This is a genomic window from Brevibacillus sp. NRRL NRS-603 (assembly GCF_003013445.1).
Lineage (GTDB): Bacteria > Bacillota > Bacilli > Brevibacillales > Brevibacillaceae > Brevibacillus > Brevibacillus formosus.
In genome coordinates this window covers 63258-89768 of the sequence record NZ_PXZN01000013.1, presented here as the reverse complement: position 1 = coordinate 89768, position 26511 = coordinate 63258, and the positions used below count along the sequence as shown (strand labels likewise).

Sequence of the window (26511 nt, the reverse complement as noted above, 5' to 3'; positions counted from 1 at the left end):
ATTTTGAATCGAAGCAGTAAAAGGTTTTCTTACTCCATCTTTCAAACGTGGTACCATTGGAATCATCTGATAGACCTCCTTTCTGGCAATATCTTCTTAAGAATAGCATTTTTCCTTATTTAACGTCAATTGCGTCCATTCCAAGATAGGAAGCGAGCTGATTGATTTCCGACACGTAGATGTTTTCTTGTCCGTAATTGCCCTCCTGCTCCCCTGCAAGCTGTGCAAATTTCGAATAGAGCCGGTTCAGATAAACATGATTAGCATCTGCACAAAAGGTTACTTGCTTCACGTGTTCATTCTCTTCTTGTACCTGTCTGATAAGATAGCGAAAGCCTTTTAGAAATACCCTGCTACTTCGATATTTTTCTTCAACGATGACTGAATGAATATAGCAAATTTCTCCCTCTGGGTCTGGTTGCCTTTCTGCTGTCAAGTATTGATAATGCCCCCATCCGACCAATTTACCTCGCTCGTCTTCTATCAGAATCAAATGAGAATCCGGGAGAAACGTCAAAATATGAACGAGCGTGTCACTAAGGGAAAACATACGGCTAAATTCCAATCGATTGCGCATAAAGAATAGCGTGAATTGGGCAAAATCATTGTCACTGGTACATTTTCTAAATTGGACATGCATCCTTTGCACACTGCCTCTCTCTTTTTCTATTGGTTAACGTATCGGCTGTTGGACGTTCTTGCCAATCGTCGAATGTTGGGACGTGATGTACTGGTATACCTTCAACGGTAAGGTCAAAACAACACAAGAGGTGAGAGCCGTCACAGTTGTTGTCTGTAAAGCACCCGCTAGGACTGTTTCTCCAAAGTGATCGCCGTCCTCCAAGATCGCAAGTCGAATCTGCTCCTCAGATTCAGCAGATGTTTGGGATACTTCTACCTTTCCGCGTGCGAGGAGGTGAACCTTCTCTGCTGCTTCTCCTTCCCGAATGATCGTCTGCCCAGCCGTAAACGTCTCGGTATGGAAGAGATGCAAAATATCAGGCATGTTGGCACCCAAAACATCCGTAACCCCTTCTGTCGCAATCAAAACACTTTGCTTGTCCCATAGTCTTCTGTAATAGCCCCGCTTTTGCAACAGTTGAACATGTGTCCCTTGCTCGACTAGTTCCCCCTGCTCCAACACAAATATTTGATCCATGTCCGTTATCGTCGACAAACGATGTGTCACGGTAATGACAGTCCGATCGCTGGAAAGCTTCGCAAAAGTCCTGTTAATAGAAGCCTCTGAAATGGGATCGAGGGCAGAAGTGGCTTCATCCAGAATGAGTAGAGAAGGATTGCGCAGAATCGCGCGAGCAATGGCAAGTCGCTGCCTTTGTCCCCCAGAGAGGTTGCTGCCCCCATCATAAACAAGTGTTTCGTACTTGTCTGGCAGACTCATGATAAAGTCATGGATCTCGGCTTGCTGGGCAGCCATCCTCAGCTCCTCCTTGGTCGCATCGAGTTTGCCTAGCCGGATGTTTTCCGCTATTGTTCCGTGAAAAAGAAAATTATCCTGAAAGACGACCCCTACATGGTTGCGAAAGGCTCCTCGATTACATTCATCGAGTTTTGTTCCATTTATCTCGATTTGACCAGAACTAGGTTCATATAAGCCTAATAACAGCTGGACGATCGTGCTTTTTCCAGACCCGCTGGAGCCAACAATCGCAACTTTCGTCCGAGCCGGGATGTGCATGTTAACCTGCTTGATGGATAACTGATTTTTTTGATAGCCAAACGTAACATTTTTTACGGACACTTCGGTCGTACGCAAATCTAACTGTTCCACTCCAAAATGGTCACTTTTATCACTGGGTTCATTCAGCACCTTCTGGATTCGCTCCATACTGACTTGTGCATCTGTCATCAGCGGGAGCGTAAAGGTCAGATTAAACACTGCATTCCCCATCGACGTATACATGGTGAAAAAAGCGACAAGCGAACCGACAGAGATTCGCCCGGTGAGTGCCAGATAGGAACCGAAGCCAATGATCGTAAAGTTGATGAGTAGTAAGCACAGTGCAGGAATTCGTTCCAGATTCGCTGCCATCAAATTTTTGCGATAGTTACTGACCAACAGCAATTTGAGTCTTTCATTGAATTTATTGATCATGACAGATTGCAGATTGAAGCCCTTGATAACCATTTGCGCTTTCGTATTTTCCTGGACATCATTCGTCATAGCTGCGAGCTGTTCTTTGTAAGCAGCATTGACTGCGTGGGCACGTCGGCCAAGCAAATAAGGGCCTGAGAAGATCAAGATTGCCCCCACCAAAATACACAGCGCCATCACCCATTCCAAGTAAAACAACACCGTCGCAGTAATCGTCACGACCGCCAATGACTGAATACCCGTCGTAAAGAGAATCGCTAACGATCTGTCAATGACAGGCAAATCCACTGAAAAGAGAGAAACCAGTTCACCCGAACGCGTTTTGTGGAAATAGCTGACCGGCAAATGCTGCATATGGGCAAACAGTTTTTGCCGTAAATCATTTTGCACACGTACGTTTAGTTTTGCCAGCACATAATCACTGATCATTCCAGCACTGACACAGATAATCCCGCTAATCGTCAATACCATCATGATGACCGTGAAAACGTGCATATCTTTGGGAACAATCGCTTTGTCAATGATCATCTGGAAACTGAGAGGTGCCAAGGATAAAAACAGCAGATCGAGTGCAAGTGTGAGGAAAAAAAGAAAACTCAGGAGCTTATAGGGGCGTATGTAGCCAAACAGGCTTTTGATGACGAACAGCATCGTAACGTCTCCTTCTTGGATTAGAAAAATGGTTCATGTTGAAACCTGGCTGCATAGGATTGCCAAGCCAAAAATGATGCGCGGTATTCATCCAATGGACCGTTTGCCGTTTCTACAGAAGCTACTTGTTTTGCAATCTTGGTAAACAATTTGCGTAAAGAGTCGTCCGAAGAAGTCCAGAATCGAAACTCCTTCACGTCCTCCTCCATATAGTCAATATACTCGGTTACATACTGAAGCGCATGCAAAAAGAGTCGACTGCTGCGATACTGCTCTAAAAAATAGACCACCTGAATTTGAACGATATGCTTGTCTTCGTACTGATTTTCACCTGTCCCGTAAATGTATGAAAAGGCACCGATTACTTCATCGTCATCGTTGAAGCAAAGAAATGCTTTCCCCTCCATTAAAACGGGACTCGCCAGAAAACTGAGCGCCACAGGAAAGGAATATGGCATGCGAAGCTGGTCGTAATTTTCCAATAAAAAGGCCATGTATTTCTCATAATACATCTCTGCTGAGCAGATCGAGAAGTAATGATCCATCTCTTTCCATCCCTCCTTTGAATGATAAAGCGTGGGTACGTATCCTTCACAAAAAAGACGGCCATTAGCCGCCTCTATCTTATCACAATTATTTGAATATCCAGTCTCCCCATGTCATGAAGATCGAGCGGTGCAGTCAATGCTGTCCCTGCCATGTCTTTCAAGTCATGCTGATGTAAAAATAAGGGCGGGGTTATGTCTACAATAACTCCTCGATTGGACAAAAGCGTACTCGCATTCCCGGAAATCATGTTCCCCAATTCGGAAATGGCACTTTTTCCGAGCTCATCCATCTCTTGCACGGGATAGCCACCCATCATGGCCGAGACAATGCGCAAAGCCAATTCCTCTTGCAGACCGAAAAAGACCTCACCTTGTAATTGACCTGTCATTCCGATTCGAATCCATGTATGGCCTTCTACATGGCTCCATTCTCTTTCAGCTAACTCTCCACGCGAAATGTCGACATTGCATACTTGTTGAATCACGGACGAAGCTGATTCAAGAAATGGATCAAGGTACTGGACTATCATCTGCATTCTCTTCCTTTCCCGGGCAATTCACTCTTAGAGGTTGTACTCGTATAGGACTATCATAATGTCGCTTTTTGGCAGATGCAATAGGATTACGAAAACTTCATAGGCATAAGGTCACGAAAACAAGGTGTACCAGGAAAATAATCCTCTACTTTTGTCTCATGACGAATGGTATAGATGGCCGTGCACGTTCGCAAGTCTACTATTTCTACACCGATCTCATGCTTACTCAATTGCCACATCGGAAGCTGGACTCGATCAAAGGCAAAAACCGTATCTCCAAATGCCAAGCATTCCTGTATACAGCGGACAGCATCGTAATGTTCATCGGCCTCAAGCAAATGAACAGGCTCCAAACCGAATTGTTCGATAAGATGAAGGCGATCTCGCAATTGCTCTGCTCCGCGCTTCCTTCTGGCTGTCCTTCTCGGGGATAGCACAGGGTACTCTCTCATAACATATTCCCACTTGATCCCGTGGTAAAACATCGAATAGGCTCCTCCTACAAAAATTTGGCCCGGCAATAGCCGTTTCTCCGCTACTGACGGGCCCGCTACGCTATTTTTTCTTTCCGACGACGTTCATCTCCGCTCGAGCTTCCCTGCCCAGCGCATCGGTGGCAACAACCGTCAGTTTTTGTTTGCCCTCCTCTACCTCATGAAGCACCAAGCGAAATAACCCATGATCATTCGCGTTGGTCTGAAAGCTCTTTGATCCGTAGTTGATTTGGAGGTTAACAGCACCAGCACCTGTCACCTTCCCTTCGATAGGCAGCGCTTCACCTTCCTGCCCTTCTAGCTGTTTGTTCGGTAGCTGTATCGTTGGAGCTGGCACTGTTCGGGCCTTGTAGGAGATACGCTGCTCCCCATTGCTTATGACGACCGCCCCTGCATTAGCGTCCACATACGCATACACCAGCAGCATGCTTTGATTGCCTGCACCATCTTTCCCTTCGAGCAAAATGCGATTTTCTCCCTGCTTCATACTCAACATTTGCGTTACGTATTTTTGCGCAGGAATTTCCAATTGCTCTTCTTCAAAGTAGGAAACGATTTGCCCATTGACGCTTATCTGACCTTTGTATGTTTGATCTCTGTACATGAAGCGGACTGGAACCAGCATGTTCTTGGTTGCTGGATCGAACTGTACGTCTTCGCTGCCATCGTTTAGCAATTGCAGTATCGGAGGACTCGTATCGACGATGACCCGCTGCGTGAATTGGCGCTTGTTTCCATACATATCCATTGCACTATACATCACATAGTTGAGACCTTCCGTTAATCGCAGGATGGTTTCAAATGATCCATCCGCCGCCAGCTTTACAGGCGTTTTGTTAATGGCCAAGCGTACTCTGTCCATCATATCCTCGCCTGTTACTTTGCCCCTGAAGGCTACATCGGGCTGCTTGGATATTTTCAAATAAGGAAACAAATCATCCGGGAACTCCACAAATGGCGGAGTGCTGTCGCTTTTCCCGTTTATATGCGCCACACTGATATTCCCCGCGTAATCATACGCTACCACACTCATTTTTTTATCCGGCTGATTTATGAGTGTGCTGGACACTTTTGGAGAATAGGGGCCTCCTACTCTTTTCCCGTTTACATAAAGGAAATAGGCCTGGATATCTTTATCACGGCTACTCCACTGAACCCGATTTCCTGACACAGAAGCTGTAATCACAGGAGCTTTTGTATCTACGCGGATGGGAAGTGTCATCGATTGCCAATTTGCATTGCGATCGTCTATTTTGGCCTTAATGGAGAATTGATATTGTCCATCAGGTGCCTGTATATAAGCGCCTTTTTGCGGTGAAAAGATCTTTCCGTCCCAGCTCCACGCTTCCTTTTCCGTATAATAGTATGGTGTCCCGAGCCTGGATTGATCGTACTTGCTCACTTTTTCATCACGCACAAGAGTGCGAATCGGTTTGCCTGACTGGTCTGTTACTTCGACGATAATATAACGGGCATTTCGTAAAAATGTAATCGAAGGCGCAGCGACATCGTAATGCCCATCCCCGTTTGGTGAAAAGGCAATATGATTCGGATCGATTTTCGCGCCGCCATCGCCTTTGACACCTGTAACGCCTAGATAATCCCGATAGCGCCATTTGTCATTGCGTTTATCATGATACCAGGTCGTCTTGACACCTGTTCGTTTTTCCTGACTTTCTGCCTCCCATACAGGTTGATCCATAATCCTTGGTTCATCCCAATCGCCGTAGAAGCCATAAAACGGCGTGCGCAACTTAGGCAGCTCTTTATCATCTGGTTGAAAGGAAATAAATCCTTCTGCAAATTGATTGCGTGGAGAGCCTGCTGGAATTGTGAGCGTTACCTTCACTTCCTCTAACTTCCCTGGCGCAACGGTAATTTTAGGGGCGGAAAATTGCAGTTCTGCCCCCTCGAAAAGGGTATCGGTCAGCATGTTGAGCCCATCCTTGCGCAAGTCAGTCAAGACGCCAAACTCATTTTGCAACTGATACGTAATGGGCTTTTTGCCAAACTTGTTATTAATAAACAGAGAAAAGGTCGTTGAATTCCCGATCTCTCCTAACGAGACCCCTGCTTTTCCTTTTGCAGTCACAACGATAGCTGGGGTCTTGATCGCTTTTGCGATTTGCATCAATCCTGCCCCTTGGACCCGTGGGCTGTAAGGCACTTTTTTTATTTTCTCTTTATCCGCTGCTGGTATGCTGATTTGCGGATCGATAATCGGTTCTGCTGTGTTCATTGCCGCAGCCTTTAACGTATCGACAAGTGATCTGCCTTGCAGGTTCCGCCCTTGCTTGAGATAGCCTTGCTTCAGCAGAGCCATCCCGCCTGCCACATGTGGCGTTGCCATTGACGTACCACTTTTCACGGCATATTCAGACTCTCGCGTGAGTGACAAGATGCCCCCACCTGGAGCGGCAATCTCCGGCTTGAACTGCAAATCGGGCGTTGGTCCCCATGATGAAAAAGCCGAGATCGTTCCTCCGTCTGGATAAGGCATCGGATTTTGTCCATAATCACCGTTAAAGGAGACGGTTACTTTCTTGCCTTTTTTAATCGCTTGTGCCATTTGCTCGCCCATGTGCTTCAAAATAGAAACAGCCGGGATTTGTTTGGCATGCTCCGCACTGATAATCAGTGGTCCCATTTCATTGTTGTAGATGACGGCACCAACTGCTCCTGCTTCTTTCGCGAGACGCAGCTTTTCGTCGAATGAAATGTCTCCTCGCTCGAGCAATACCACTTTATCTTTTACGGAAACATTGTAGTCTTCCTTCTTCCCTTTCCCCATGTAGACGAGAGGATACGGCTTCATCAGTGTCATGATTGGGTTTATGGCACCCCCGCCCTCCACATAGCCCGATAAATACACGACTTTCTCCAAACCGGGTACCCCTTGCACCGTGAAGCTATAGCCGGCCAGTGCTGTAGCGTTAACAGAAGCAACTGAAAATGCATCTGGACTCACCCCTGGAGAACCGATCATGGCGATATCCGGATTCTGTGCACGTACCTTATCACTGCCGAAATAGGCATCATTGCCGGCAGCTGCCACTACTATGATTCCATTATCGACCGCTCGTTTCACAGCCATTTGCTCCACATTTGTTTCATCCACATAACCCGCTGAGGAACCGAGACTCAAGTTGATGACATCTGCCTTTTTCGTAATAGAATCATTGATCGCAAATAAAATCGATTCACCTAGCCCTGGAACCTCGCTTTGATAATTGGAAAATACTTTTTGGCTGATGAGCTGGGCTTCAGGTGCAACTCCTTTTACTTTTCCGTTCGCAGCAATAATTCCCGCCACATGGATACCATGCTGAGATTCGGATACGTCTTCCGTTGTTTGCGTACGGTCAGCCCAGTTAAAACCAGGGATCACCTTCTGAGAAGAGCCTGACTTTTGCATGGCTGAACGCTTATCATGCGGGGTAGGCAAATCGGGGTGGCGCGGATTGACTCCCGTATCGATCACGGAAACGAGCATCCCTTCCCCTTTTACTCCGGCATCCTCCCAAGCCTTAGTCGCCTCAATCATTTCCAGCGAATCGACAGGCGCGGATTTTAATTGCTCACCTCGCAGTAGCAGTTCTTGTCGATGCCATTCATCTGCCTTCGTTTTATACTCCTTGTCCGCCTTGCCTGTATGTAATGGCTGGTGCATTTCCGCGAGATCCTGCAAAATCTGCGTACGAATGGTCGCCGTTCCTTCAAACGCTGTTGTGCTCACAGTCGTTGCGGGAAGCAAAGCCAATATTAATCCAATGCTGCATACCTTTTTCTTCATCGTTTGCCCCCTTGCTGGAAGTCATTCCATTATGTTTTCAGTTTTCACTAGGAATCGCTCGGGTATTCCCTTCTTTTCGCGAAGGTTGACAAACGAAGCATTTTCTGCCTATATTTAATTGCGTTAAATATTACATATCAAATATTCTTGTTCACGAAGAAATAGATCAAATAAGGAGATGTTACGAGCATGCCCTCCCCCTCTACAGATACACTCGAGCGCTTGCAGGAGGCGTTTCGTACCATTATGCGTACGATGGGAACGCAATTGGCCGAACCTGTCTCTGGTTTGACTGGACCGCAATTCTACATTCTTCATCAGGTGGAACTGAAGGAAAAATGCACTGTTGGAGAATTGGCTGAATCAATGGGGGTGAAACCAAGCGCAATCACAGCAATGGTCGACCGTTTGGATAAACACGGCTTCGTTGCCCGTGATCGTGATGAGGAAGATCGCCGAGTCGTTTATATCAGTTTGCGTGAATCTGGCAAAAAAATTCTGCAAGTAGCCAAGCAGAATCGGAGAGAACAACTAAATAAAATGTTCTCTCACCTCAGCGAGGATGAACTCCAGCAGTTCGTCAGCATCTTTGAAAAGCTGGCGGTGGCGGCCGTCATCGAGGCGAATTGAATAAACTCCTTGTACGTTGCTGTTGTGGTGGGGAGAAAACAGGAGAAAACGCTCAGGTTCTTGTCCCACCCGCTGGGGGATTCACTGCCCGACTCCATGCAAAAAGCGAAACCGCGTCCAAAGTTGTCCTCTCAGGATGTGTCTCAGAGGTGGACGCTTAAAGGCGTTTTTCGCTTTTTGCATTGCGTCTCGGTCGGTGTACCAAAGATCTTCGCTTTTTTCTCCTGTTTCCTCTACGAACTTTCCGTGTTAAACGGGTTTAAAAATCCTATAAAGAATGAAGAACGTAATCAGTTACGACAGAGAAGAATATTTCCAGACGTAGCGACTTGTGGAGTCCTACCGAGCGGAGAAGGGATTTGCGGGCAACAGAAACGCAACGTGCCCGTGCTACGAAGCGGCTACCACTTTTGCGTTTCCCCGCAAATCCCTTCGGAGCGGACAGTCTTATCCCCCAGCAGGACGGAGCCTGGAGCTTAGACTGGAAATATTCTTCTCTCCACTACAGCGACATGTACCTTTCCTAAACTGAAAAAAGGCGTGCATTCCGGATCAACCGGTGCACGCCTTTTCTATTGCAAACAATTAGGAGAAGAAGAACTTCTTCACTGCATGTTTGGTTGTTTCTTTGTTCATGTGAGCGATCGATGTTGTCAGTGGAATACCTTTTGGACATGCTTGCACGCAGTTTTGCGAGTTACCGCAATCACCGATACCGCCATCTTCCATCAGAGCTTCCAGACGCTCATGCTTGTTCATCATACCCGTTGGATGCTGGTTGAACAGACGAACCTGCGAAATCGCGAACGGACCGATGAAGTCAGACTTCGCATTCACGTTCGGGCAAGCTTCCAAGCAAACACCGCACGTCATGCACTTCGAAAGCTCGTACGCCCATTGACGCTCCACTTCAGGCATGCGAGGACCTGGTCCCAGATCATGCGTACCATCGATTGGAATCCACGCTTTTACGCGTTTCAGCGCATCGAACATGCGGCTGCGGTCAATCGACAAGTCACGTTGTACAGGGAAGGTGCTCATTGGCTCAAGACGAATCGGCTGTTCCAGTTTATCTACCAGTGCCGAGCACGCTTGACGCGGTCTTCCGTTAATAACCATCGAGCACGCACCGCATACTTCTTCCAAGCAGTTCGATTCCCAGTTTACTGGAGACGTTTTTTGACCTTGTGCGTTGAGTGGATTACGTTGAATCTCCATCAAAGCACTGATCACGTTCATACCAGGACGATAAGGGATTTTGAACTCTTCCTTGTACGGAGTGCTGTCAGGGCTATCTTGACGAGTGATAATCAAATGAATCAATTTTTCTGCCATGATCAGTTTCCTCCTCTCTTATTTCTTGTCAGACGTATAGTCACGTTTACGTGGTGCAATCAGGGATACGTCGATGTCTTCATAGTAGATTTCAGGCGCAGTTGTTTCAGCATTGTACTTCGCCATTGTCGTCTTCATGAAGTTCTCGTCATCACGCTCAGGGAATTCAGGCTTGTAGTGAGCACCGCGGCTCTCGTCGCGCTTGAGAGCACCGATTGTGATCGCGCGGGACAGTACGAGCATGTTCCACAGATGACGGGTAAACGCCGCTCCGGAGTTGCTCCATTTATTCGTATCGTTGATGTTGATCTTTTTGTAGCGTTCCATCAGTTCTACGATCTTATCATCCGTTTTTTGCAGACGGTCGTTGTAACGAACTACCGTTACGTTGTCAGTCATCCACTCACCCAGTTCCTTGTGGATCAGGTAAGCATTTTCTGTTCCGTCCATTTTCAGGATGCTGTCGTATTTCGCTTGCTCTTGGCTGGTAAAGCCATCGAAGAGCGTGGAAGACAGATCATCAGAGGATTTGTTCAAGCCTTTGATGTACTCGATCGCTTTTGGACCTGCTACCATACCGCCATAGATCGCGGACAGGAGGGAGTTCGCACCCAAACGGTTTGCACCGTGCTGAGAGTAATCGCACTCACCTGCTGCAAACAGACCAGGGATATTGGTCATTTGGTTGTAGTCTACCCACATACCGCCCATGGAGTAGTGAACCGCAGGGAAAATCTTCATTGGAACTTTACGTGGGTCATCCCCAACGAATTTTTCGTAAATCTCGATAATACCGCCCAATTTTACATCCAGTTCTTTTGGATCTTTGTGGGACAGGTCGAGGTATACCATGTTTTCGCCGTTGATACCCAGCTTCATATCTACGCAAACGGAGAAGATTTCGCGAGTCGCGATGTCACGCGGAACCAGGTTTCCGTATGCAGGATATTTATCTTCCAGGAAGTACCAAGGCTTACCGTCTCTGTACGTCCATACACGGCCACCCTCACCACGAGCAGACTCGGACATCAGACGCAGCTTGTCGTCGCCAGGGATTGCCGTTGGGTGAATTTGGATCATCTCACCATTGGAGTAGATAACCCCTTGTTGATACGCCGCAGACGCTGCTGTACCTGTGTTGATAATCGAGTTCGTCGATTTACCGAAGATGATACCAGGTCCGCCTGTTGCCAAAATAACGGCATCCGCACGGAAGGATTGAATTTCACCGGAACGCATGTTTTGAGCAGTAATCCCGCGACAGGTTCCTGTATCGTCCAAAACGGCTCCGAGGAAATCCCAATATTCGTACTTGGTTACCAGACCTTCAGCTTCATAACGGCGTACTTGTTCGTCCAATGCGTACAAGAGCTGTTGTCCAGTTGTCGCACCCGCAAAAGCAGTACGGTGATGCTTGGTTCCCCCGAAACGACGGAAGTCCAACAGACCTTCTGGCGTACGGTTAAACATAACGCCCATACGGTCCAACATATAGATGATGCCAGGTGCTGCATCACACATTGCTTTAACTGGCGGTTGGTTTGCCAAGAAGTCTCCGCCATATACTGTATCGTCGAAGTGCTCCCATGTGGAGTCGCCTTCCCCTTTGGTATTTACCGCACCGTTAATACCGCCCTGCGCACAGACAGAGTGGGAACGTTTTACCGGAACCAGGGAGAACAGCTGAACAGGAACGCCTTTTTCTGCTGCTTTGATGGTAGCCATCAAGCCGGCCAAACCTCCACCGACAATGATCAGTTTACCTTTTGCCATGAGTTTTGTCCCCCTATCCCTACAAAATGAAAGCCGACATCGCACGCAAGCCGATGAAGGTTACAACTACGAATACGCCCAAAGTCAGGAATGTTGCAATGCGCTGGGAACGCGGCCCAACTGTAATTCCCCAGTGAACCAGGAACGACCACAGTCCGTTGGAGAAGTGGAAAGTCGTGCTAATAATCCCGATTGTGTAGAATACGATCATTGCAGGACTGCTCAAAATGTTTGCCATCATGTCAAAATCCACATGTGCACCCAATGCTTTTTGGATACGGGTTTCCCAAACGTGCCAAACGATAAAAATGAGGGTAATGACTCCTGTAACACGTTGCCACAAAAACATTTGGTTTCGGAAGTAACCGAAGTTCCCTACGTTTTGCTTCGCTTGGAACGCAATGTAGAGACCGTAAACAGCGTGAAACAGGATCGGGAGGTAGATAAAAACAAATTCAAGCACCAATACGAATGGAACATTTTCAATCAAACCAACTGTTTGATTAAAAGCTTCGGCTCCACGGGTCGCTTGGTAGTTGGCTGTCAAGTGAAACAGCAGGAAGAGCCCGATCGGAAACAAACCAAGAAGTGAGTGGAGCTTGTGACTGAGAAAGCTATGGCCTTTCGCCATACAATGGTCCCCCTTTCAATGTATGTAACTCTCAATTCTGTGAAAAACGTCAAGCGTCACCGCAAGCGGTCCAAAACGGCTTCGACCGTTTTGATAGACCTTTCCCCAATATCCTAACCCATTGCCTCACCCATTAGACATAGCAAAACCGCCACGATCATTTTATGTACAGCATCTTGGCGCTGTTCAAAAAAAGACTGCGTTCACTAGATCAAATGAATTTGTCGGAATGTGTCAAAATACGAGAAAAAGTTGGGCAAAACTTTGACCAAATCCAATTGTACTCTTGTCGACACAGAGCGTCAAGACAATCAATGTACTAAATACATTGATAGAATAACTTTGTTTAGTCCAGCTATTTTTTCTATTACTTTGTCATGAATGTGAGTCCCTCCTCATAATCTAGTACAGACAGGAGGGAAGCACATATGAAAGAGAAGGATCAGCTTGCAGCACTGTTGCCGCCAGAGACCATTCCCTATGCGGAAAGAATAAATATGCCCTACCTTGGCTATCATCTTCTACGCGAGACGCTGACTAGTACCCTGCTAGGCGACAGTGAAAACCATATTCTCTATTGGATAGGAAAAAATATGGGCCGCCAAATCCCCATTCAATCTGCTACAGGCCCGATTATGCCTTTTATTCGACTCGGGTTAGGCCAGCTAGACGTCGTGGAGGAGACCAGTCAAACGATCGTCTATTCACTTACTCATTCCATTTTTAGCTATCAGTCTATAGAAAGACTAGGATGCAGTCTTTCCTTCGAAGCCGGGATCATCGCTGGTATGATTGAGCAGTGGAAAGAAAGAGAAGCGTTCAGCAAAATCGAAATGGAAAGCGCTTCTGACATACGTATCTCCGTACAAGTAGCTTCATGAACAAAATGCCCCCTCTACCTATAATAAAGGGAGAGGGAGCATCCATCTTTTATACTCCGTGCACAACCGCGGTTTCCTCAACATCCAGACCATATGCCGAATGAAGACTGCGAACAGCCAGCTCCGTCAAGGCTGCTGGAATGACGCAGGAGACCTTGATATCAGACGTAGATACCATTTTAATAGAAATTTCTTTTTCTGCCAGAACGCGGAACATTTCGGCAGCTACCCCTGGATTATTGATCATTCCAGAGCCGACAATGGATACTTTGGTCAAATCTTCCTCGAAATCGACTTTTTCAAAACCAAGCTCGTGTTTGTTTCTGTCCAGCGTATCCAGTGCTTTTTTCAGGTCATCCGCTGCAACTGTAAAAGAAATATTCGTAACAGTAGCATCATAAGAGCTTTGAATAATAATATCGACGTTCACCTGATTGTCCGCCAGCGTATTGAACAGACGGGAGAGTGTCCCGACCTTGGCAGGCATGCCGACAACCGTGATTTTGGCTACATCTTCATCGTGTGCAACTCCACTTACTACTCTTCCTGTTTCCATGTTGGCAACCTCCTCAACGTACGTACCATCTTCGGCAGTAAAGCTGGAGCGGACGACCAGCCTTACTTTATATTTTTTCGCAGCCTCTACTGACCTAGGATGAAGAACCCCTGCACCGAGGTTCGCCAGCTCCAGCATCTCATCATACGAGATTGTATCCAGCTTGCTTGCGGCTGGAACCACTCGCGGATCAGCTGTGTACACTCCAGACACGTCCGTAAAGATTTCGCATTTCTCAGCGTTCAAGCTCGCTGCGAGTGTAACCGCAGATGTATCCGATCCACCGCGGCCGAGCGTTGTAATTTCACCTTCGTCACTGATCCCTTGGAATCCTGCCACGATGACCACACGACCACGGCCGAGCTCAGATTGAATCCGCTCTGGATCAATCTGCTTGATCCGTGCTCTTCCGTGAATTGCTTCCGTAGTGATTCCAGCCTGCCAGCCCGTAAGAGAAATGGCATCGTAGCCTTTGCTATGCAAGGCCATCGACAAAAGCGCGATCGATACCTGCTCCCCCGTGGTCAGCAGCATATCCATTTCACGTTCAGATGGATATGCGCTAATCTGCTTGGCCATGTCTACCAATACGTCAGTAGATTTGCCCATTGCAGAAACAACGACTACCACATCATGCCCTTCTTCTTTGTAGCTGACAATTCGATCCGCAACTCGTAAAATTCGCTCAATGGTACCTACAGAGGTGCCTCCGTATTTCTGCACGATCAACCCCATGCGGCTTCTCTCCCTTTTTCTCATATCCAATGTTGGTATTTATCTCGTATCGTATGGTTTTTCACTATTCTCTCTATAAGGAAAAGTCTTTCATTTTTATTTTACAAAAAAGGCACCGACAAGGAATAAGACCTGCCGCTGCCTACTGTTTCGACATACCGGTTCCTCCCTCCCAATACACGCGGACAACGAAGATTGACAGTAAACACCATCAAAACTCACATTGACACACCGTGAGATAGCTCTCCATCTGACAATTGGTCATTGTGCAGATGACAGTCCTGCATTTGTTCAACGCAGACCCAGCATGGAGAAAAGCGGGTTTCCCTCCACACTTCGGCGAATTCCCCTTTCCCGTCCCCTTCACAGATACCCGATCTCAGGGTGGTACTCTTGGTTTTCGCGCCTCTACCTCACTCCATAATGGAAGTGAGGCTAACTATTCTGTTTGAATCGGATTATATCATGAGTCTAAAAATGGATCAATTCCTTTTTAGAGGTTGTTTCAAAAGTTCCATTTGCTATGTGTCCAGCTTGCGCAGATGCCCGATGATTTCTTTTGCCAGCTTGTCGCCGATCCCTAATTGGCGGAAGTCCTCGACGGTCGCCTCACGCATTTTTTTCAACGAGCCAAAATGAGAGAACAACAGCTTGCGCCGCTTTTCACCGATACCCGGGATCTCATCCAGCTGTGACGAGAGCATCGTTTTTGTCCGGGATTGTCTGTGGAACGTAATAACAAAACGGTGGACCTCGTCTTGGATGCGCTGCAACAAATAAAATTCGTAGCTGTCGCGTCTAAGATTCACAGGCTCTGGAGGATCTCCGTACATGAGCTGAGCGGTGCGGTGCTTCTCGTCCTTCGCGAGTCCACAGACGGGAATATAGAGTCCCAGCTCGTTTTCCAGAACGTCCATAGCCGCACTGATCTGGCCTTTTCCACCATCGATCACAATCAGGTCGGGCATGGGCTGGTTTTCTTTTAGCAGGCGAGAGTAACGACGGCGAACGACTTCGCGCATGGAGCCGTAATCATCTGGCCCCTCGACGGTCTTGATCTTGAATTTGCGGTATTCCTTTTTGTCAGGGCGCCCGTCTGTAAAGACAATCATCGCAGACACAGGCTCTGTTCCCTGAATGTTGGAGTTGTCAAATGCTTCAATTCGATGCGGAACCGGAATCCCTAAAATGTGTCCGAGATTGTGCACTGCTTGGACCGTACGAGCATCGTCCTTGGACATCAGCGCGAATTTCTCCTGCAAAGCAATGCGGGCGTTCTCGGAAGCCATCTTCACGAGCTCATGCTTTTTGCCTCTTTTCGGCGCATGGACCTTGATGCCCAGCCACTCACTCAAAAGCTCCGGTTCACTCTCTTGCGGGAGCAAAATTTCTTTTGGAAGTGCATTTTGCTTGTCGTAGTAGAACTGGCTCACATAAGACATGAAATCTTCGGTTTCGCTGCCATAGTATGGAAAGGAAGTCGTCTGACGTTCGATCATCTTCCCTTTTCGCATATAGAACACCTGAATGCACATCCAGCCTTTTTCCACAGCAAACCCAATAATGTCGCGGTCTACCGTATCGGTGAACGTGATCTTCTGCTTCTCCATCACCGCTTCGATACTCTTGATCTGATCGCGATATTCCTTGGCTCGTTCGAACTCCATGTTTTCTGCGGCCTGGAGCATTTTTTCTGTGAGGGTTTGCTTCATTTCCTCATGGCCACCATCGAGGAACCGGCTGATTTGATCCACCAAACGCTGATTTTCCTCTGCCGATACCTCGTACACACAAGGCGCAAGACATTGTCCCAAATGGTAGTAAAGACAAACCTGCTTGGGCATATTGCGGCATTTGCGCAACGGATAGAGGCGATCCAGCAGCTTCTTCACCTCGGAGGCGTCTCCGGCATTCGGGTACGGCCCGAAATACTTGGCTTTATCTTTCAATACCTTACGGGTAATCTCCAGGCGTGGCTGCGCCTCATTCGTAATTTTGATATACGGATACGTCTTGTCGTCGCGGAGCATGACATTGTAGCGCGGGTCGTGCTCCTTGATCAGGTTGCACTCGAGGATCAGTGCCTCAATCGCTGAGGATACCACAATGTACTCAAAATCCACGATCTCACTGACCAACAGCTGCGTCTTCCCGTTATGACTGCCTGTAAAATATGAGCGGACTCGGTTTTTTAGCACCTTGGCTTTTCCTACGTAAATGATTTCCCCGCTCGCATTTTTCATCAGGTAGCAGCCTGGCTTATCTGGCAGGACGGCCAGTTTATCTTTTAAGGAGCTGTTCATGGCTGCCCCCTCCTTTTTGCTCTATATCTGCCTTGCATCTATTTGTTCTTGTGGATTGGCTTTTCTAATACATACAGTTCATCTTCTAAGGAACTCATCCGTTCCGTCAGAAGCTTGCGACTGTCTTGCACCCCTTGATTGTAATAGAAGGGACCAACCTCTTTTGAAAAAAAGGCAATCAACTCTTCTGCCTCCAAATTGCCGAGTGTTTCTGACCGTTCTTCTTTAAAATAACGCTGTACTTGATGAACAAGATATTCCATTTGCTCTCTCGTCAATTTGGTTGGCATCGTATCCGGCTTCCTTCCCTTTTTCGCATGATAAGAGAATATACGTTCTACCCTTCATAGTACCACGGAATGAATACGAAAAAAACTGCCGCCTCATTCCATGGCGACAGTTTTTTATAGGCAGACCTAGTGCTTGCGCCCGCCCAAATATGCCTCTTTTACACGCTCGTCGTTTAATAACGCTTCTCCTGTGCCGTCCAATACGATTTGCCCCGCCTCCAGCACATACCCGTAATCAGCGATTTTGAGGGCCTGTTTGACATTTTGCTCCACGATAAGGACGGTCGTGCCTTCTGCATTGATTTCTTTGATCACCTTGAAAATGTCTGCCACCACGATGGGAGCCAAGCCCATCGACGGCTCGTCCAAAAGCAGCAGCTTCGGGCGAGACATCAATGCACGAGCAATGGCTAGCATTTGCTGCTGACCGCCAGACATCGTCCCTCCCAATTGAGCAAGACGCTCCTTGAGGATGGGGAACCAGATCATCATTTTTTCCATGTCGTCCTTGATGCCTTGTGCATCGTTGCGTTGGAATGCACCCATTTCCAGGTTTTCCAGAACGGTCATCTTCCCGAGGATCGCACGCCCTTCTGGAACCAATGCCAGTCCGGCTTTCACGATCTGATGGGGTCTCGAACCCTCTATGCGTTGGCCACGAAACGTAATCGTCCCTGCTTCAGGCTTCAGTTGACCTGCAATCGTACGCATCGTTGTGGTTTTGCCCGCTCCGTTCGCCCCGATCAGCGAGACGATTTTGCCCTCAGGCACTTCCAGCGTTATCCCGCGAATCGCCTTGATTTGACCGTAGGAGGTCGTCAAGTTTTGTATATTCAGCATCTTATTCGTCCTCCTTGCCGAGGTAGGCTTCAATCACATCTGGATTGTTTTGTACCTCTGCCGGGGTGCCGTCAGCAATTTTGACCCCAAAGTTGATACATACGACCTTTTCACACAGGTTCATGACCAATCCCATATCGTGTTCGACCAACAGGACAGTCGTCCCGTCATCGCGAATTTTTTTAACCAGCTCCATGAGTGATTTCGTCTCGGTCTCGATCATTCCAGCAGCAGGCTCGTCCAAAAGCAAAAGCTTTGGCTCAGTTGCCAGTGCCCGCGCAATCTCGAGACGCCGTTGTTGACCGTAAGCCAATGTATCCGAGCGCACATCAGCAATATCAGACAAGCCTACGAATTCGAGGAGCTCCTCTGCTTTTTGGGTAACCGCCTTTTCTTCCGCACGTTGTCCCGGTGTTTTCAAAAGGGAAGCCCAGAAGCCTGCCTTCATGCGCGAATGACACCCTACCTTCACGTTGTCCAGCGCACTCATGTGACCGAATAAGCGAATATTTTGGAACGTCCTTGCAATCCCCATTTCGGTAATTTTGTTTGGCGCCATTCCGTTTAGCTTTTGTCCGGCAAAAGAAAAAGTACCCGTCGTTGGTTCGAATATGCCTGTTGCCATATTGAAAATGGTCGTTTTCCCCGCACCATTGGGACCAATCAGGCCGACAATTTCGCCCTCTCCGACAGTAAAAGAAACGTCACGAAGAGCGGTGATGCCGCCAAAGCTTTTTCCTACGTTAGCAAGTTCCAGCAACATCCTATACTCCCCCCTTCGCTTCCTTGTCCGCTGACTTGCCCCGCCGACGCTTGAACAGCTTTTGGAACGTATCGGCACCGATCAAGCCATGCGGACGGAATGCCATTACACCGACCATGATCAAACCGTACATGAGCATTTTGTACTCGGCCAAACCACGCAGCACCTCTGGCAGTGCTGTCAAAACCAAGGCACCAAACAGCGGCCCCCAAACTACTTCACTGCCGCCAATAACGGCATAGGACAAAATTTCGACTACTTTATGGTAGTTAAAATCATCTGGCGTAATGGTCGTCGTGATGTGGGCGAACAATCCTCCACATACACCAGCCAAAATTGAACCGATCACAAAAGCAAGCATTTTATAATAGTTGACTTGCAATCCCATCGCTCGTGCCGCCGTTTCATCTGCTTTGATCGCTTCAAAAGCGCGCCCCAGTCGCGAACGGTTCAGACGCAGCGTCAGGAAAAGTACGAAGGCAAACAAGAGCAGCATAAACACAAAGGTCGATAATGACTTCATTTGCATGACCGAAATGCCAAAGGTTTGTGCTTTTAACCCCATTGCTTTTTCAAAATCGTACAAGTAATTGCCAATTGATTGAAGTCCGGTCAGTCCAAGAGCGCCATTTGTCATCTCCATATTGAGAAAAATAACCCGAATCACTTCACCAAAGCCAAGCGTAGCAATTGCCAGGTACAGGCCATGGAGCTTCAATGTCGGAGCACCGATCAACAGTGCAATCAGCCCTGCGACCAGTCCTCCGATTATGATGGCGATAAACAGCGGCATGTCCGCTTGTTTCGTCAAAATACTCGCTGTAAAAGCACCAATGCTCATAAAGCCCGCATGTCCCAAGGAAAGCTGGCCCGTCGAGAGCGTAATGTAAATACTGATCGCCAAAATACTGTTTAACAAGATAAAAGTCAGTACTTGTAAGTTATATGGATTGAGAATGTCCAATGTCTGCACCTCCCTTACGCTTTGCGTCCAAATAGTCCTTCCGGCTTCAAAAGCAAAATGAGAATGATCAAGCCAAAAGCAACCGCATCCCGATACGAAGAGTCTCCGTACGCCACGGTAAACACCTCGATAATCCCGAGTAATACGCCGCACACCATAGCCCCAGGAATGCTGCCTACACCGCCTAAAATCAAGACGGCCAAACCTTTGAAGCCAAGAGTCATCCCCATCGTCGGAATGAGAGCCGAATACGCCATCCCGATCAATATGCCGGCGACACCTCCCAGTGCCGAAGCAAGCATGACGGTCACCACAATGACCATATTTGTGTTAATCCCTAAAATATTTGCGGTATCCGTATTTTCTGCCGTCGCGCGAATGGCTTTTCCCATTTTCGTTTTTTGAATCCAAAAATGCAGGACGAACATCAGCAACACAGAAATCCCCAAAATAACGAGATCAACGCTTCGAATTTGAATTAGCCCCAAGTCAAAAGTGGTGTCCCCAAAGGATTGCGGGAACGCACGGGAGTCAGCACCGAAAAACTTGTGCATAGCTTCCTCCATCAAAATGGCAAATCCGATCGTACTGATTAAGGATGCCAGATGGGGCACATTTTTTTTGCGAAGTGGGCGAAGCGCTGTATACTCCAGCACAAGACCCAAAATGGCTGATAGGACGACCGCTACGATCAGCGCTACCCCTAAAGGCATATTCAGACTGGTCATCAATACCAAGCCAACCAGTGATCCAAAAATAAAAATTTGGCCGTGTGCCATATTAATGATTCCCAAGACACCAAAAATGAGCGTATAGCCCAATGCGATCAATGAATAAGTGCTACCAACTGTCAAACCGTTCACTAATTGCTGCCAAAACAAATGCCTCACCTCACTGTTAAGTGGTTAACATCCAACGATGATTGAGTTATTCTCGCTGGATCAGCAAGCGAAGAACATGATCTGGTACTTTCTGATCCAGCGAGATAACGGAATAACGGATAGAAAAAGAAGCCCGGAGCGACCCCCGGGCTCGATCCTATTCAAACGGGACGAATTTGCCTTCTTTTGCGACAACGACAACCGCATCACCAATCGGATTGCGCTTCTCGTCAAAAGACAGTTTGCCGGATACACCTGTGAAGTCTTTCAGCTGAGCCAATTGTCCGCGCAGCTCTTCCCGATCTGCTTTTCCTGCGGCAATCAGCGACTGCGACATGATGTACAGCGAATCGTATGCTTGGGCAGCGAACTGGTCAGGCTTTTTGTTGTATTTGGCTTCGAATGCTTTCACGAAGGCTTGTACTTTATCATCTTTCTTTTCAGGGCTGAATGGAGTCGCAACGATCAAGCCCTCAGCAGCTGGACCTGCAATTTCAAAAACTTTCGGATTATTAAAACCATTTCCACCAAGAATGGTCCCTGCAAAGCCCAACTCACGCGCTTTTTTCACAACCATGGAGCCCTCTTTGTACAAAGCGGACACAAACAAAGCGTCTGGGTTTGTTTGCTTCAGCTTGGTCAATTGTGCTGAAAAGTCTACATCGCCATTTGCAAAAGTCGCTTCACCGGTAATCTCCAAGCCCAGCTTTTCAGCGGTTGCTTTCATGACCTTATAGCCATTCACGGAGAAATCATCGTTGGATGCATGGATGAGTGCCACTTTTTTCAAGCCATTTTTCTCCACCGCTGCTTTCATAGCTGTCGGGATCGCAATGGATTCAGGCAACGAATTGCGGAACACGTACTCCCCGATATCATTGATTCCTTCTGACGTGTTGGAAATACCAAAAATCGGGGTCTCCGCCTCGTTTGCAACTGGTCCCGCAGCAAACATTTCCCCGGAAAGTGTCGGTCCGATAATAGCCACGACATTATCCTGATTAATCAGTTTATTTACCGCATTAATCGCGCCTTCTTTTTCTCCGGCGGAGTCTTCAAATTTCAGTTCGATCTTGAGCTTGCCTTTGTTCGCTTCATTCAGCTCGCCCAACGCCAGCTCCAATCCTGCTTTTTGCGCTTCTCCATAAGCTGCACCAGATCCAGAAAGGAAACCAACGACACCGATTTTTGCTTGCATCTCTTGTCCGTCGGCGCTAGCTGCTTGTCCAGAGCCACCTTCTCCTGTTGTAGGAGCAGTTGTATTTCCTCCGCTCGAACATCCGACCATCAATACCGCCCCTAGCGAGATCGCCGCCAGTGAGCGCATCAAATGAAATCCCTTCATTAGAAAAGCCCCCTCTATTTTCGAAATAAATTGAATATATGAAGTTTAATCAAAGTATTCTAAAAACGCAATTATTTTCGCTCAAGTAAACTTAATTTTTTGACAAACGATCGCTCAGAATTCCAGTACTCAAACATAATAAAAAAGCGGCACATTGCTATGCCGCTTCAGTCGTTGCATTACTCTTACAGATGTTTCCCTACAGTTGCCATGAGCGCTTCTTTTGGTTGGAAGCCGATTATTTTGTCAACTGGTTGACCGTCTTTGAATACGATCAGGGTTGGGATGGACATTACGCCAAAACGACCAGCAGAATCTGGGTTGTCATCCACGTTTACTTTGACGATTTTGAGCTGGGAGCCCACTTCACCGTCGATTTGCTCCAGTACAGGAGCGATCATTTTGCAAGGGCCGCACCATGGAGCCCAGAAATCAACCAGGACTGTACCGCCTTGCTCTACTTCCTGGGAAAAGTTTTGGTCGGTAGCATTTACAATTGCCATAGAAGTTACCTCCTTGAATTTCAATTACTAAATAAAGGTTCCTAACGGTTATCAGTATATCATTCAAACAACAAATTGACTACGCCGCTCCACACTTTGCCCTGCACTTCTCGCTATAGTCTGTCCAGTCTGGCCGCACCTTATTGCCCGACTTGTTTGAGCCGGTTAATCTCCCGTTCGTGGTCACTAACCTTCCGATGCAGCAGATCAAGGTCTGCATCGATGTGTTTATTTTGTCGTTCCAATCTGTCTAATCGGCGCGTAGCGTCATCGCGGAATTCGTACATTTCATCACGAAACGCATACATTTCTTCCCGAAAATCATACATTTCTTTCTTAAACTCGCGTAGCTCCCCCTGCGTTTCTTTAACCAACCGGTTATTCTCCGCCACCATGTGAATCAGTTGTTGCAAAAGCTCCTCGCTCATCCCGATCACCTCTCCTTATCGCCTATTATACCAAGCAAGGAAAGCATAAAGTAAGCCTTGCGGACAAAAAAAGCGCCCCAAAAGGAGCGCCTTGTTACCGTTTTTCTGTTATACCAACACTTTTTTAAACTCAGCCGTCAGCAATGGTAGCACTTCGAACAAGTCACCTACGATACCGTAATCAGCCACTTGGAAGATTGGCGCTTCGGGATCTTTGTTGATGGCAACAATGACCTTCGAGCTGGACATACCAGCCAAGTGCTGAATCGCTCCCGAAATGCCGCATGCGATATACAGATCAGGTGTAACAACCTTACCTGTCTGTCCGATCTGCATGGAGTAGTCGCAATAGTCAGCGTCGCAAGCGCCACGCGATGCACCAACAGCTGCACCGAGCACTTCCGCCAGATCGTACAACGGCTGGAAGCCTTCTGCACTCTTCACGCCACGCCCACCGGAAATCACGACTTTTGCCTCGGAAAGGTCTACTTTGCCGCTTGTTTTTCTTACAACTTCTTTTACGATCGTTCGCAAATCCTTGATTTCCAATTCAACTGGAACCACCACTGCCGTTTTCGAGTTGTCAGCAGCGCCGATAGCAATGTTGTTTGGACGAATCGTAATAAAGGTTGTTCCATCAACGAATTTGCGTGTTTGCGTCGCTTTTCCTGCATAGATCGGGCGAACAAATACTGGGCCTGCTTCAACGCTTGTTACGTCCGAAACCAGACCGTAACCAAGTCTCGCTGCTACACGAGGTGCGATGTCACGACCGATCGCGGTGTGACCCAAAACAACTGCATCTGGAGAAGCCAGCTCAATCAACTGCGTGAGTGCCTGCACATACGCATCTGGCGTGTATTGTGCCAACGATGGGTGATCAGCCGTATACACCGTGCTCGTACCGTGATGACCCAATGTCACTGCATGCGTTGCTGCATCTGCTCCGAATACACCTGCTACAATTTCGCCGCCCTCAGCCAATGCTTGTGCTGCAGTCAATGCTTCCAGCGACACGTTGCGAAGTTGTCCGTCACGTACTTCTGCCAAAACAAGTACTTTTTTCATGGATATCCTCTCCCTCTCGCTTAGATCACTTTCGCTTCATTGCGCAACAGTTGCACCAATTCCGACGTTTGAGCTGCCAATTCGCCAGAGAGAATGCGACCCGCCTGCTTTTTCGGAGGCAATGTCTGATCGACGATCTCTGTCTTTGCTTTTACCTCATCCGCAGTAATTCCCAAATCGTCTGCGCCGAGTCTATCCAATGGTTTTTTCTTCGCTTTCATGATACCCGGGAGAGAAGGATAGCGTGGCTCGTTGAGTCCTTGCTGAGCCGTAATCAAAACAGGAAGGCTCGTCTCCACGACTTCCAGGTCCCCTTCTACATCGCGCTCTACGCGTACGTTCGTCCCGTCCACCTCTAGCTTCACAGCAGTCGATACATGGTTGATTCCCAGTTCTTCTGCCAGACGAGGACCGCCTTGGCCAGCCCCGGAGTCTACAGCCATTTGTCCACCAATGATGATATCGAAGCCAATCTTTTTCGCTACTGCCGCCAATACTTTGGCGATCGTGAATTCGTCTCCGAACAGAGACTCATCATCCACCAGAACAGCCTTGTCTGCGCCCATTGCCAAAGCAGTGCGCAGTGCACTTTCGGCACGGTCTGGGCCGACGCTGATCACGGTTACTTCGCCGCCGTGCTCTTCCTTGAGCTTGATTGCCTCTTCTACAGCGTACTCATCGTAGGGATTAATGATGAATTCAACGCCATCTTCGGAAATTTGTCCGTTTTGGATGACGATTTTTTCTTCTGTGTCAAACGTCTGTTTCAACACAACCACGATATTCATCAGGATGCCTCCTCCTTAGTGGTACCTCATACTTGTGAAGCTATATGCTTAACTACCGATCTGCGAATTGCGGCTTGCGCTTTTCGAGAAAAGCAGTCACGCCTTCTTTTACGTCCTCCGTTGCGAAAGCATCGCCAAAGAGCTTTGCTTCTTGCTCCAAGCCTTGAGACAGCGACAGCTCCGTTGTGTTATGAATGGACGCTAGGGCAAACTTCAGGGTAATCGCGCTCTTACTTGCGAAAACAGCCGCCAGCTTTTGCGCTTCCGCAAGCAACTGTTCTACGGGATAAACCGCTTCCACAAGACCGATACGCAATGCTTCCTCGCCACCGATCATCTCTGATGTGAGAATCATTTGTGTCGCTTTGCCACGGCCAACCAGACGCGGTAGACGTTGCGTCCCACCATAGCCAGGAATGAGTCCGAGATTCAGCTCTGGCAGCCCAAGCTTGGCTTCAGGTGCTGCCAAGCGGATATGGCATGCCAGCGCAAGCTCCAATCCTCCGCCAAGGCAAGCGCCGTTAATTGCTGCAATGATTGGCTTCGGGAACGTTTCCAAGCGATTAAACAATGCTTGACCCTTCTTCGCCATTTCTTCCGCATTATCCCGATTCAGTTGGGTAAATTCTTTGATGTCCGCTCCTGCAATGAAAAACCGACCTTCGCCAGTCAAAACGATCGCTTTGATCTCATCGTTATTTTCCCACTGGTCCAAAAGTTCACTCAATTGACCGAGCACTGCTTGACTGAGTGCGTTAGCAGGCGGGTTGCTAATCGTAACCGTAGCAACGCGATCAACGATTTCTACATTCCAATGCGACGCCATTCCTCTCCCCCCAAACTCTCCCCATATATAAAAACAGCTATTCTTTCATTCCGAGCGATCGCTCAGTCTTACTGTTTCCATTGTAACAAACGTTTTCATGCAAAAAAAGCTTTTCTTTTTCATTCTTTTCCCTTCATACCAAGCAGGAAGAGGTTATGAATGGAATCAACATAAGAGACAAGGTCGTACTTGCACTGTTTCATCACCCAAGATGTCGTCACTTCGTCCAGCGTTCCAAAAATCATTTTGCGCGTAATCCGCACCTCGAGATCAGATCGGAATACGCCCTGCTCCATACCTTCTACGATCACTTCGTCAATGAGGTCAAAATACTGCTTCATCACGTTGCCGATTCCTTCACTAATGATCGGACTGGATTGACGGAGCTCGATTTGCGTCACTTTTGCCAGATCATGGTCACTGGATAGCTGGCTCAAGTGTGCATGAATGAGTACATACAGCTTTTGCTCAATGGTCGTCGCTTCTGAAATGCGTTTGCGGTTTGTCTCCACAAACTGGCCCATCTTTTCGTTAAACAGTGAAATCAAAATATCATCCTTGTTTTCAAAATAGAGGTATATGGTGCCGTCTGCTACCTTCGCCTCTTTCGCAATTTTCGATACCTGGGCACTGTAATAGCCCTGTCTGGCGATTACTCGAACAGCAGCATCAATAATGGCTTGATACTTTTCCCCCGTTTTCTTTGCCATAACTACCTCCATGTTTACTAACATTGATGATAAAATGAATGATCGCTCATTCATAATTAGTGTAATACAGGGCCACTCCTCTGTCAATCGCAAGAGGTCAGCAAAAAAGGCCGCTTTCCGCCT

General features: G+C 47.7%; 25 protein-coding genes and 1 riboswitch. Of the genes, 2 read left to right on the top strand and 23 right to left on the bottom strand.

The annotated features are described in order from the left end of the window. Nucleotides 1-115: 115 nt before the first annotated feature. From C7R94_RS12300 to C7R94_RS30915, 6 genes are all read right to left on the bottom strand, one after another. The gene (locus C7R94_RS12300) at nucleotides 116-640 is read right to left on the bottom strand and encodes a GNAT family N-acetyltransferase (RefSeq protein WP_106782089.1); all 525 of its coding nucleotides are present in this window, start codon (nucleotides 638-640) and stop codon (nucleotides 116-118) included. Nucleotides 641-673: 33 nt separating this feature from the next. Further along, complete coding sequence (locus C7R94_RS12295; protein ID WP_106781477.1) at nucleotides 674-2767, bottom strand: ABC transporter transmembrane domain-containing protein; 2094 nt, start codon at nucleotides 2765-2767, stop codon at nucleotides 674-676. Between the two features lie 20 nt (nucleotides 2768-2787). Then, the gene (locus C7R94_RS12290) at nucleotides 2788-3312 is read right to left on the bottom strand and encodes a hypothetical protein (RefSeq protein ID WP_106781475.1); all 525 of its coding nucleotides are present in this window, start codon (nucleotides 3310-3312) and stop codon (nucleotides 2788-2790) included. 74 nt (nucleotides 3313-3386) lie between these two features. Beyond that, the gene (locus C7R94_RS12285; RefSeq protein WP_056497752.1) at nucleotides 3387-3845 is read right to left on the bottom strand and encodes a chemotaxis protein CheX; all 459 of its coding nucleotides are present in this window, start codon (nucleotides 3843-3845) and stop codon (nucleotides 3387-3389) included. A 92-nt stretch (nucleotides 3846-3937) separates the two neighbouring features. Next, the gene (locus C7R94_RS12280; RefSeq protein WP_106781473.1) at nucleotides 3938-4336 is read right to left on the bottom strand and encodes a hypothetical protein; all 399 of its coding nucleotides are present in this window, start codon (nucleotides 4334-4336) and stop codon (nucleotides 3938-3940) included. 70 nt (nucleotides 4337-4406) lie between these two features. Beyond that, nucleotides 4407-8138, bottom strand: coding sequence for a S8 family serine peptidase (locus tag C7R94_RS30915; protein ID WP_106781471.1), 3732 nt, complete (start codon nucleotides 8136-8138; stop codon nucleotides 4407-4409). A gap of 189 nt (nucleotides 8139-8327) precedes the next feature. Between C7R94_RS30915 and C7R94_RS12270 the strand changes: the two genes are divergently transcribed. Then, a complete protein-coding gene (locus tag C7R94_RS12270) occupies nucleotides 8328-8768 on the top strand; it encodes a MarR family winged helix-turn-helix transcriptional regulator (protein WP_106781468.1) in 441 nt (146 codons plus the stop codon). Between the two features lie 585 nt (nucleotides 8769-9353). Here C7R94_RS12270 and sdhB read toward each other — a convergent pair. From sdhB to C7R94_RS12250, 3 genes are read right to left on the bottom strand one after another with little or no spacing between them, the layout of a single operon-like run. Continuing rightward, on the bottom strand, nucleotides 9354-10103 hold the full coding sequence (gene sdhB / locus C7R94_RS12260) for a succinate dehydrogenase iron-sulfur subunit (protein ID WP_047071067.1): 750 nt from the start codon (nucleotides 10101-10103) through the stop codon (nucleotides 9354-9356). A gap of 18 nt (nucleotides 10104-10121) precedes the next feature. Continuing rightward, a complete protein-coding gene (gene sdhA / locus C7R94_RS12255) occupies nucleotides 10122-11876 on the bottom strand; it encodes a succinate dehydrogenase flavoprotein subunit (RefSeq protein WP_106781427.1) in 1755 nt (584 codons plus the stop codon). A 19-nt stretch (nucleotides 11877-11895) separates the two neighbouring features. Then, entirely contained in the window at nucleotides 11896-12507 is a 612-nt protein-coding gene (locus C7R94_RS12250; RefSeq protein ID WP_106781424.1) for a succinate dehydrogenase cytochrome b558 subunit, read from the bottom strand. A 428-nt stretch (nucleotides 12508-12935) separates the two neighbouring features. Between C7R94_RS12250 and C7R94_RS12245 the strand changes: the two genes are divergently transcribed. Beyond that, the gene (locus C7R94_RS12245; RefSeq protein ID WP_106781421.1) at nucleotides 12936-13388 is read left to right on the top strand and encodes a YslB family protein; all 453 of its coding nucleotides are present in this window, start codon (nucleotides 12936-12938) and stop codon (nucleotides 13386-13388) included. A gap of 49 nt (nucleotides 13389-13437) precedes the next feature. Here C7R94_RS12245 and C7R94_RS12240 read toward each other — a convergent pair whose 3' ends face one another. The 14 genes from C7R94_RS12240 to C7R94_RS12175 form a co-directional block, all read right to left on the bottom strand. Next, the gene (locus C7R94_RS12240) at nucleotides 13438-14679 is read right to left on the bottom strand and encodes an aspartate kinase (protein ID WP_106781419.1); all 1242 of its coding nucleotides are present in this window, start codon (nucleotides 14677-14679) and stop codon (nucleotides 13438-13440) included. Between the two features lie 231 nt (nucleotides 14680-14910). Beyond that, nucleotides 14911-15098: riboswitch (Lysine riboswitch) on the bottom strand. Between the two features lie 102 nt (nucleotides 15099-15200). Next, complete coding sequence (gene uvrC, locus C7R94_RS12235) at nucleotides 15201-16982, bottom strand: excinuclease ABC subunit UvrC (protein ID WP_106781416.1); 1782 nt, start codon at nucleotides 16980-16982, stop codon at nucleotides 15201-15203. Nucleotides 16983-17020: 38 nt separating this feature from the next. Next, nucleotides 17021-17272 (bottom strand): DUF2164 domain-containing protein, encoded by a 252-nt coding sequence (locus tag C7R94_RS12230; RefSeq protein ID WP_106781413.1) that lies wholly within the window; start codon nucleotides 17270-17272, stop codon nucleotides 17021-17023. 126 nt (nucleotides 17273-17398) lie between these two features. Beyond that, complete coding sequence (locus C7R94_RS12225; RefSeq protein ID WP_106781411.1) at nucleotides 17399-18112, bottom strand: ABC transporter ATP-binding protein; 714 nt, start codon at nucleotides 18110-18112, stop codon at nucleotides 17399-17401. Nucleotide 18113: 1 nt separating this feature from the next. Further along, nucleotides 18114-18875 carry an ABC transporter ATP-binding protein gene (locus tag C7R94_RS12220; protein WP_106781408.1) on the bottom strand — a complete coding sequence of 254 codons (762 nt, stop codon included), beginning with the start codon at nucleotides 18873-18875 and terminating at the stop codon, nucleotides 18114-18116. Between the two features lies 1 nt (nucleotide 18876). Further along, the gene (locus C7R94_RS12215; protein ID WP_047071048.1) at nucleotides 18877-19848 is read right to left on the bottom strand and encodes a branched-chain amino acid ABC transporter permease; all 972 of its coding nucleotides are present in this window, start codon (nucleotides 19846-19848) and stop codon (nucleotides 18877-18879) included. Between the two features lie 5 nt (nucleotides 19849-19853). Continuing rightward, complete coding sequence (locus C7R94_RS12210; RefSeq protein WP_106781405.1) at nucleotides 19854-20720, bottom strand: branched-chain amino acid ABC transporter permease; 867 nt, start codon at nucleotides 20718-20720, stop codon at nucleotides 19854-19856. A 157-nt stretch (nucleotides 20721-20877) separates the two neighbouring features. Next, nucleotides 20878-22065: an ABC transporter substrate-binding protein gene (locus tag C7R94_RS12205; protein WP_106781403.1), complete on the bottom strand. Its 1188-nt coding sequence runs from the start codon at nucleotides 22063-22065 to the stop codon at nucleotides 20878-20880. 185 nt (nucleotides 22066-22250) lie between these two features. Next, a complete protein-coding gene (gene trxA, locus C7R94_RS12200) occupies nucleotides 22251-22568 on the bottom strand; it encodes a thioredoxin (RefSeq protein WP_047071042.1) in 318 nt (105 codons plus the stop codon). Between the two features lie 140 nt (nucleotides 22569-22708). Beyond that, on the bottom strand, nucleotides 22709-22996 hold the full coding sequence (locus C7R94_RS12195; RefSeq protein ID WP_106781401.1) for a hypothetical protein: 288 nt from the start codon (nucleotides 22994-22996) through the stop codon (nucleotides 22709-22711). 108 nt (nucleotides 22997-23104) lie between these two features. Beyond that, nucleotides 23105-24064, bottom strand: coding sequence for an electron transfer flavoprotein subunit alpha/FixB family protein (locus C7R94_RS12190; protein ID WP_106781399.1), 960 nt, complete (start codon nucleotides 24062-24064; stop codon nucleotides 23105-23107). A 20-nt stretch (nucleotides 24065-24084) separates the two neighbouring features. Further along, nucleotides 24085-24852 (bottom strand): electron transfer flavoprotein subunit beta/FixA family protein, encoded by a 768-nt coding sequence (locus C7R94_RS12185; RefSeq protein ID WP_106781396.1) that lies wholly within the window; start codon nucleotides 24850-24852, stop codon nucleotides 24085-24087. 52 nt (nucleotides 24853-24904) lie between these two features. Beyond that, nucleotides 24905-25678, bottom strand: coding sequence for an enoyl-CoA hydratase (locus tag C7R94_RS12180; RefSeq protein WP_106781394.1), 774 nt, complete (start codon nucleotides 25676-25678; stop codon nucleotides 24905-24907). 119 nt (nucleotides 25679-25797) lie between these two features. After that, nucleotides 25798-26388 carry a fatty acid metabolism transcriptional regulator FadR gene (locus tag C7R94_RS12175; protein ID WP_106781392.1) on the bottom strand — a complete coding sequence of 197 codons (591 nt, stop codon included), beginning with the start codon at nucleotides 26386-26388 and terminating at the stop codon, nucleotides 25798-25800. Between the last annotated feature and the right edge of the window lie 123 nt (nucleotides 26389-26511).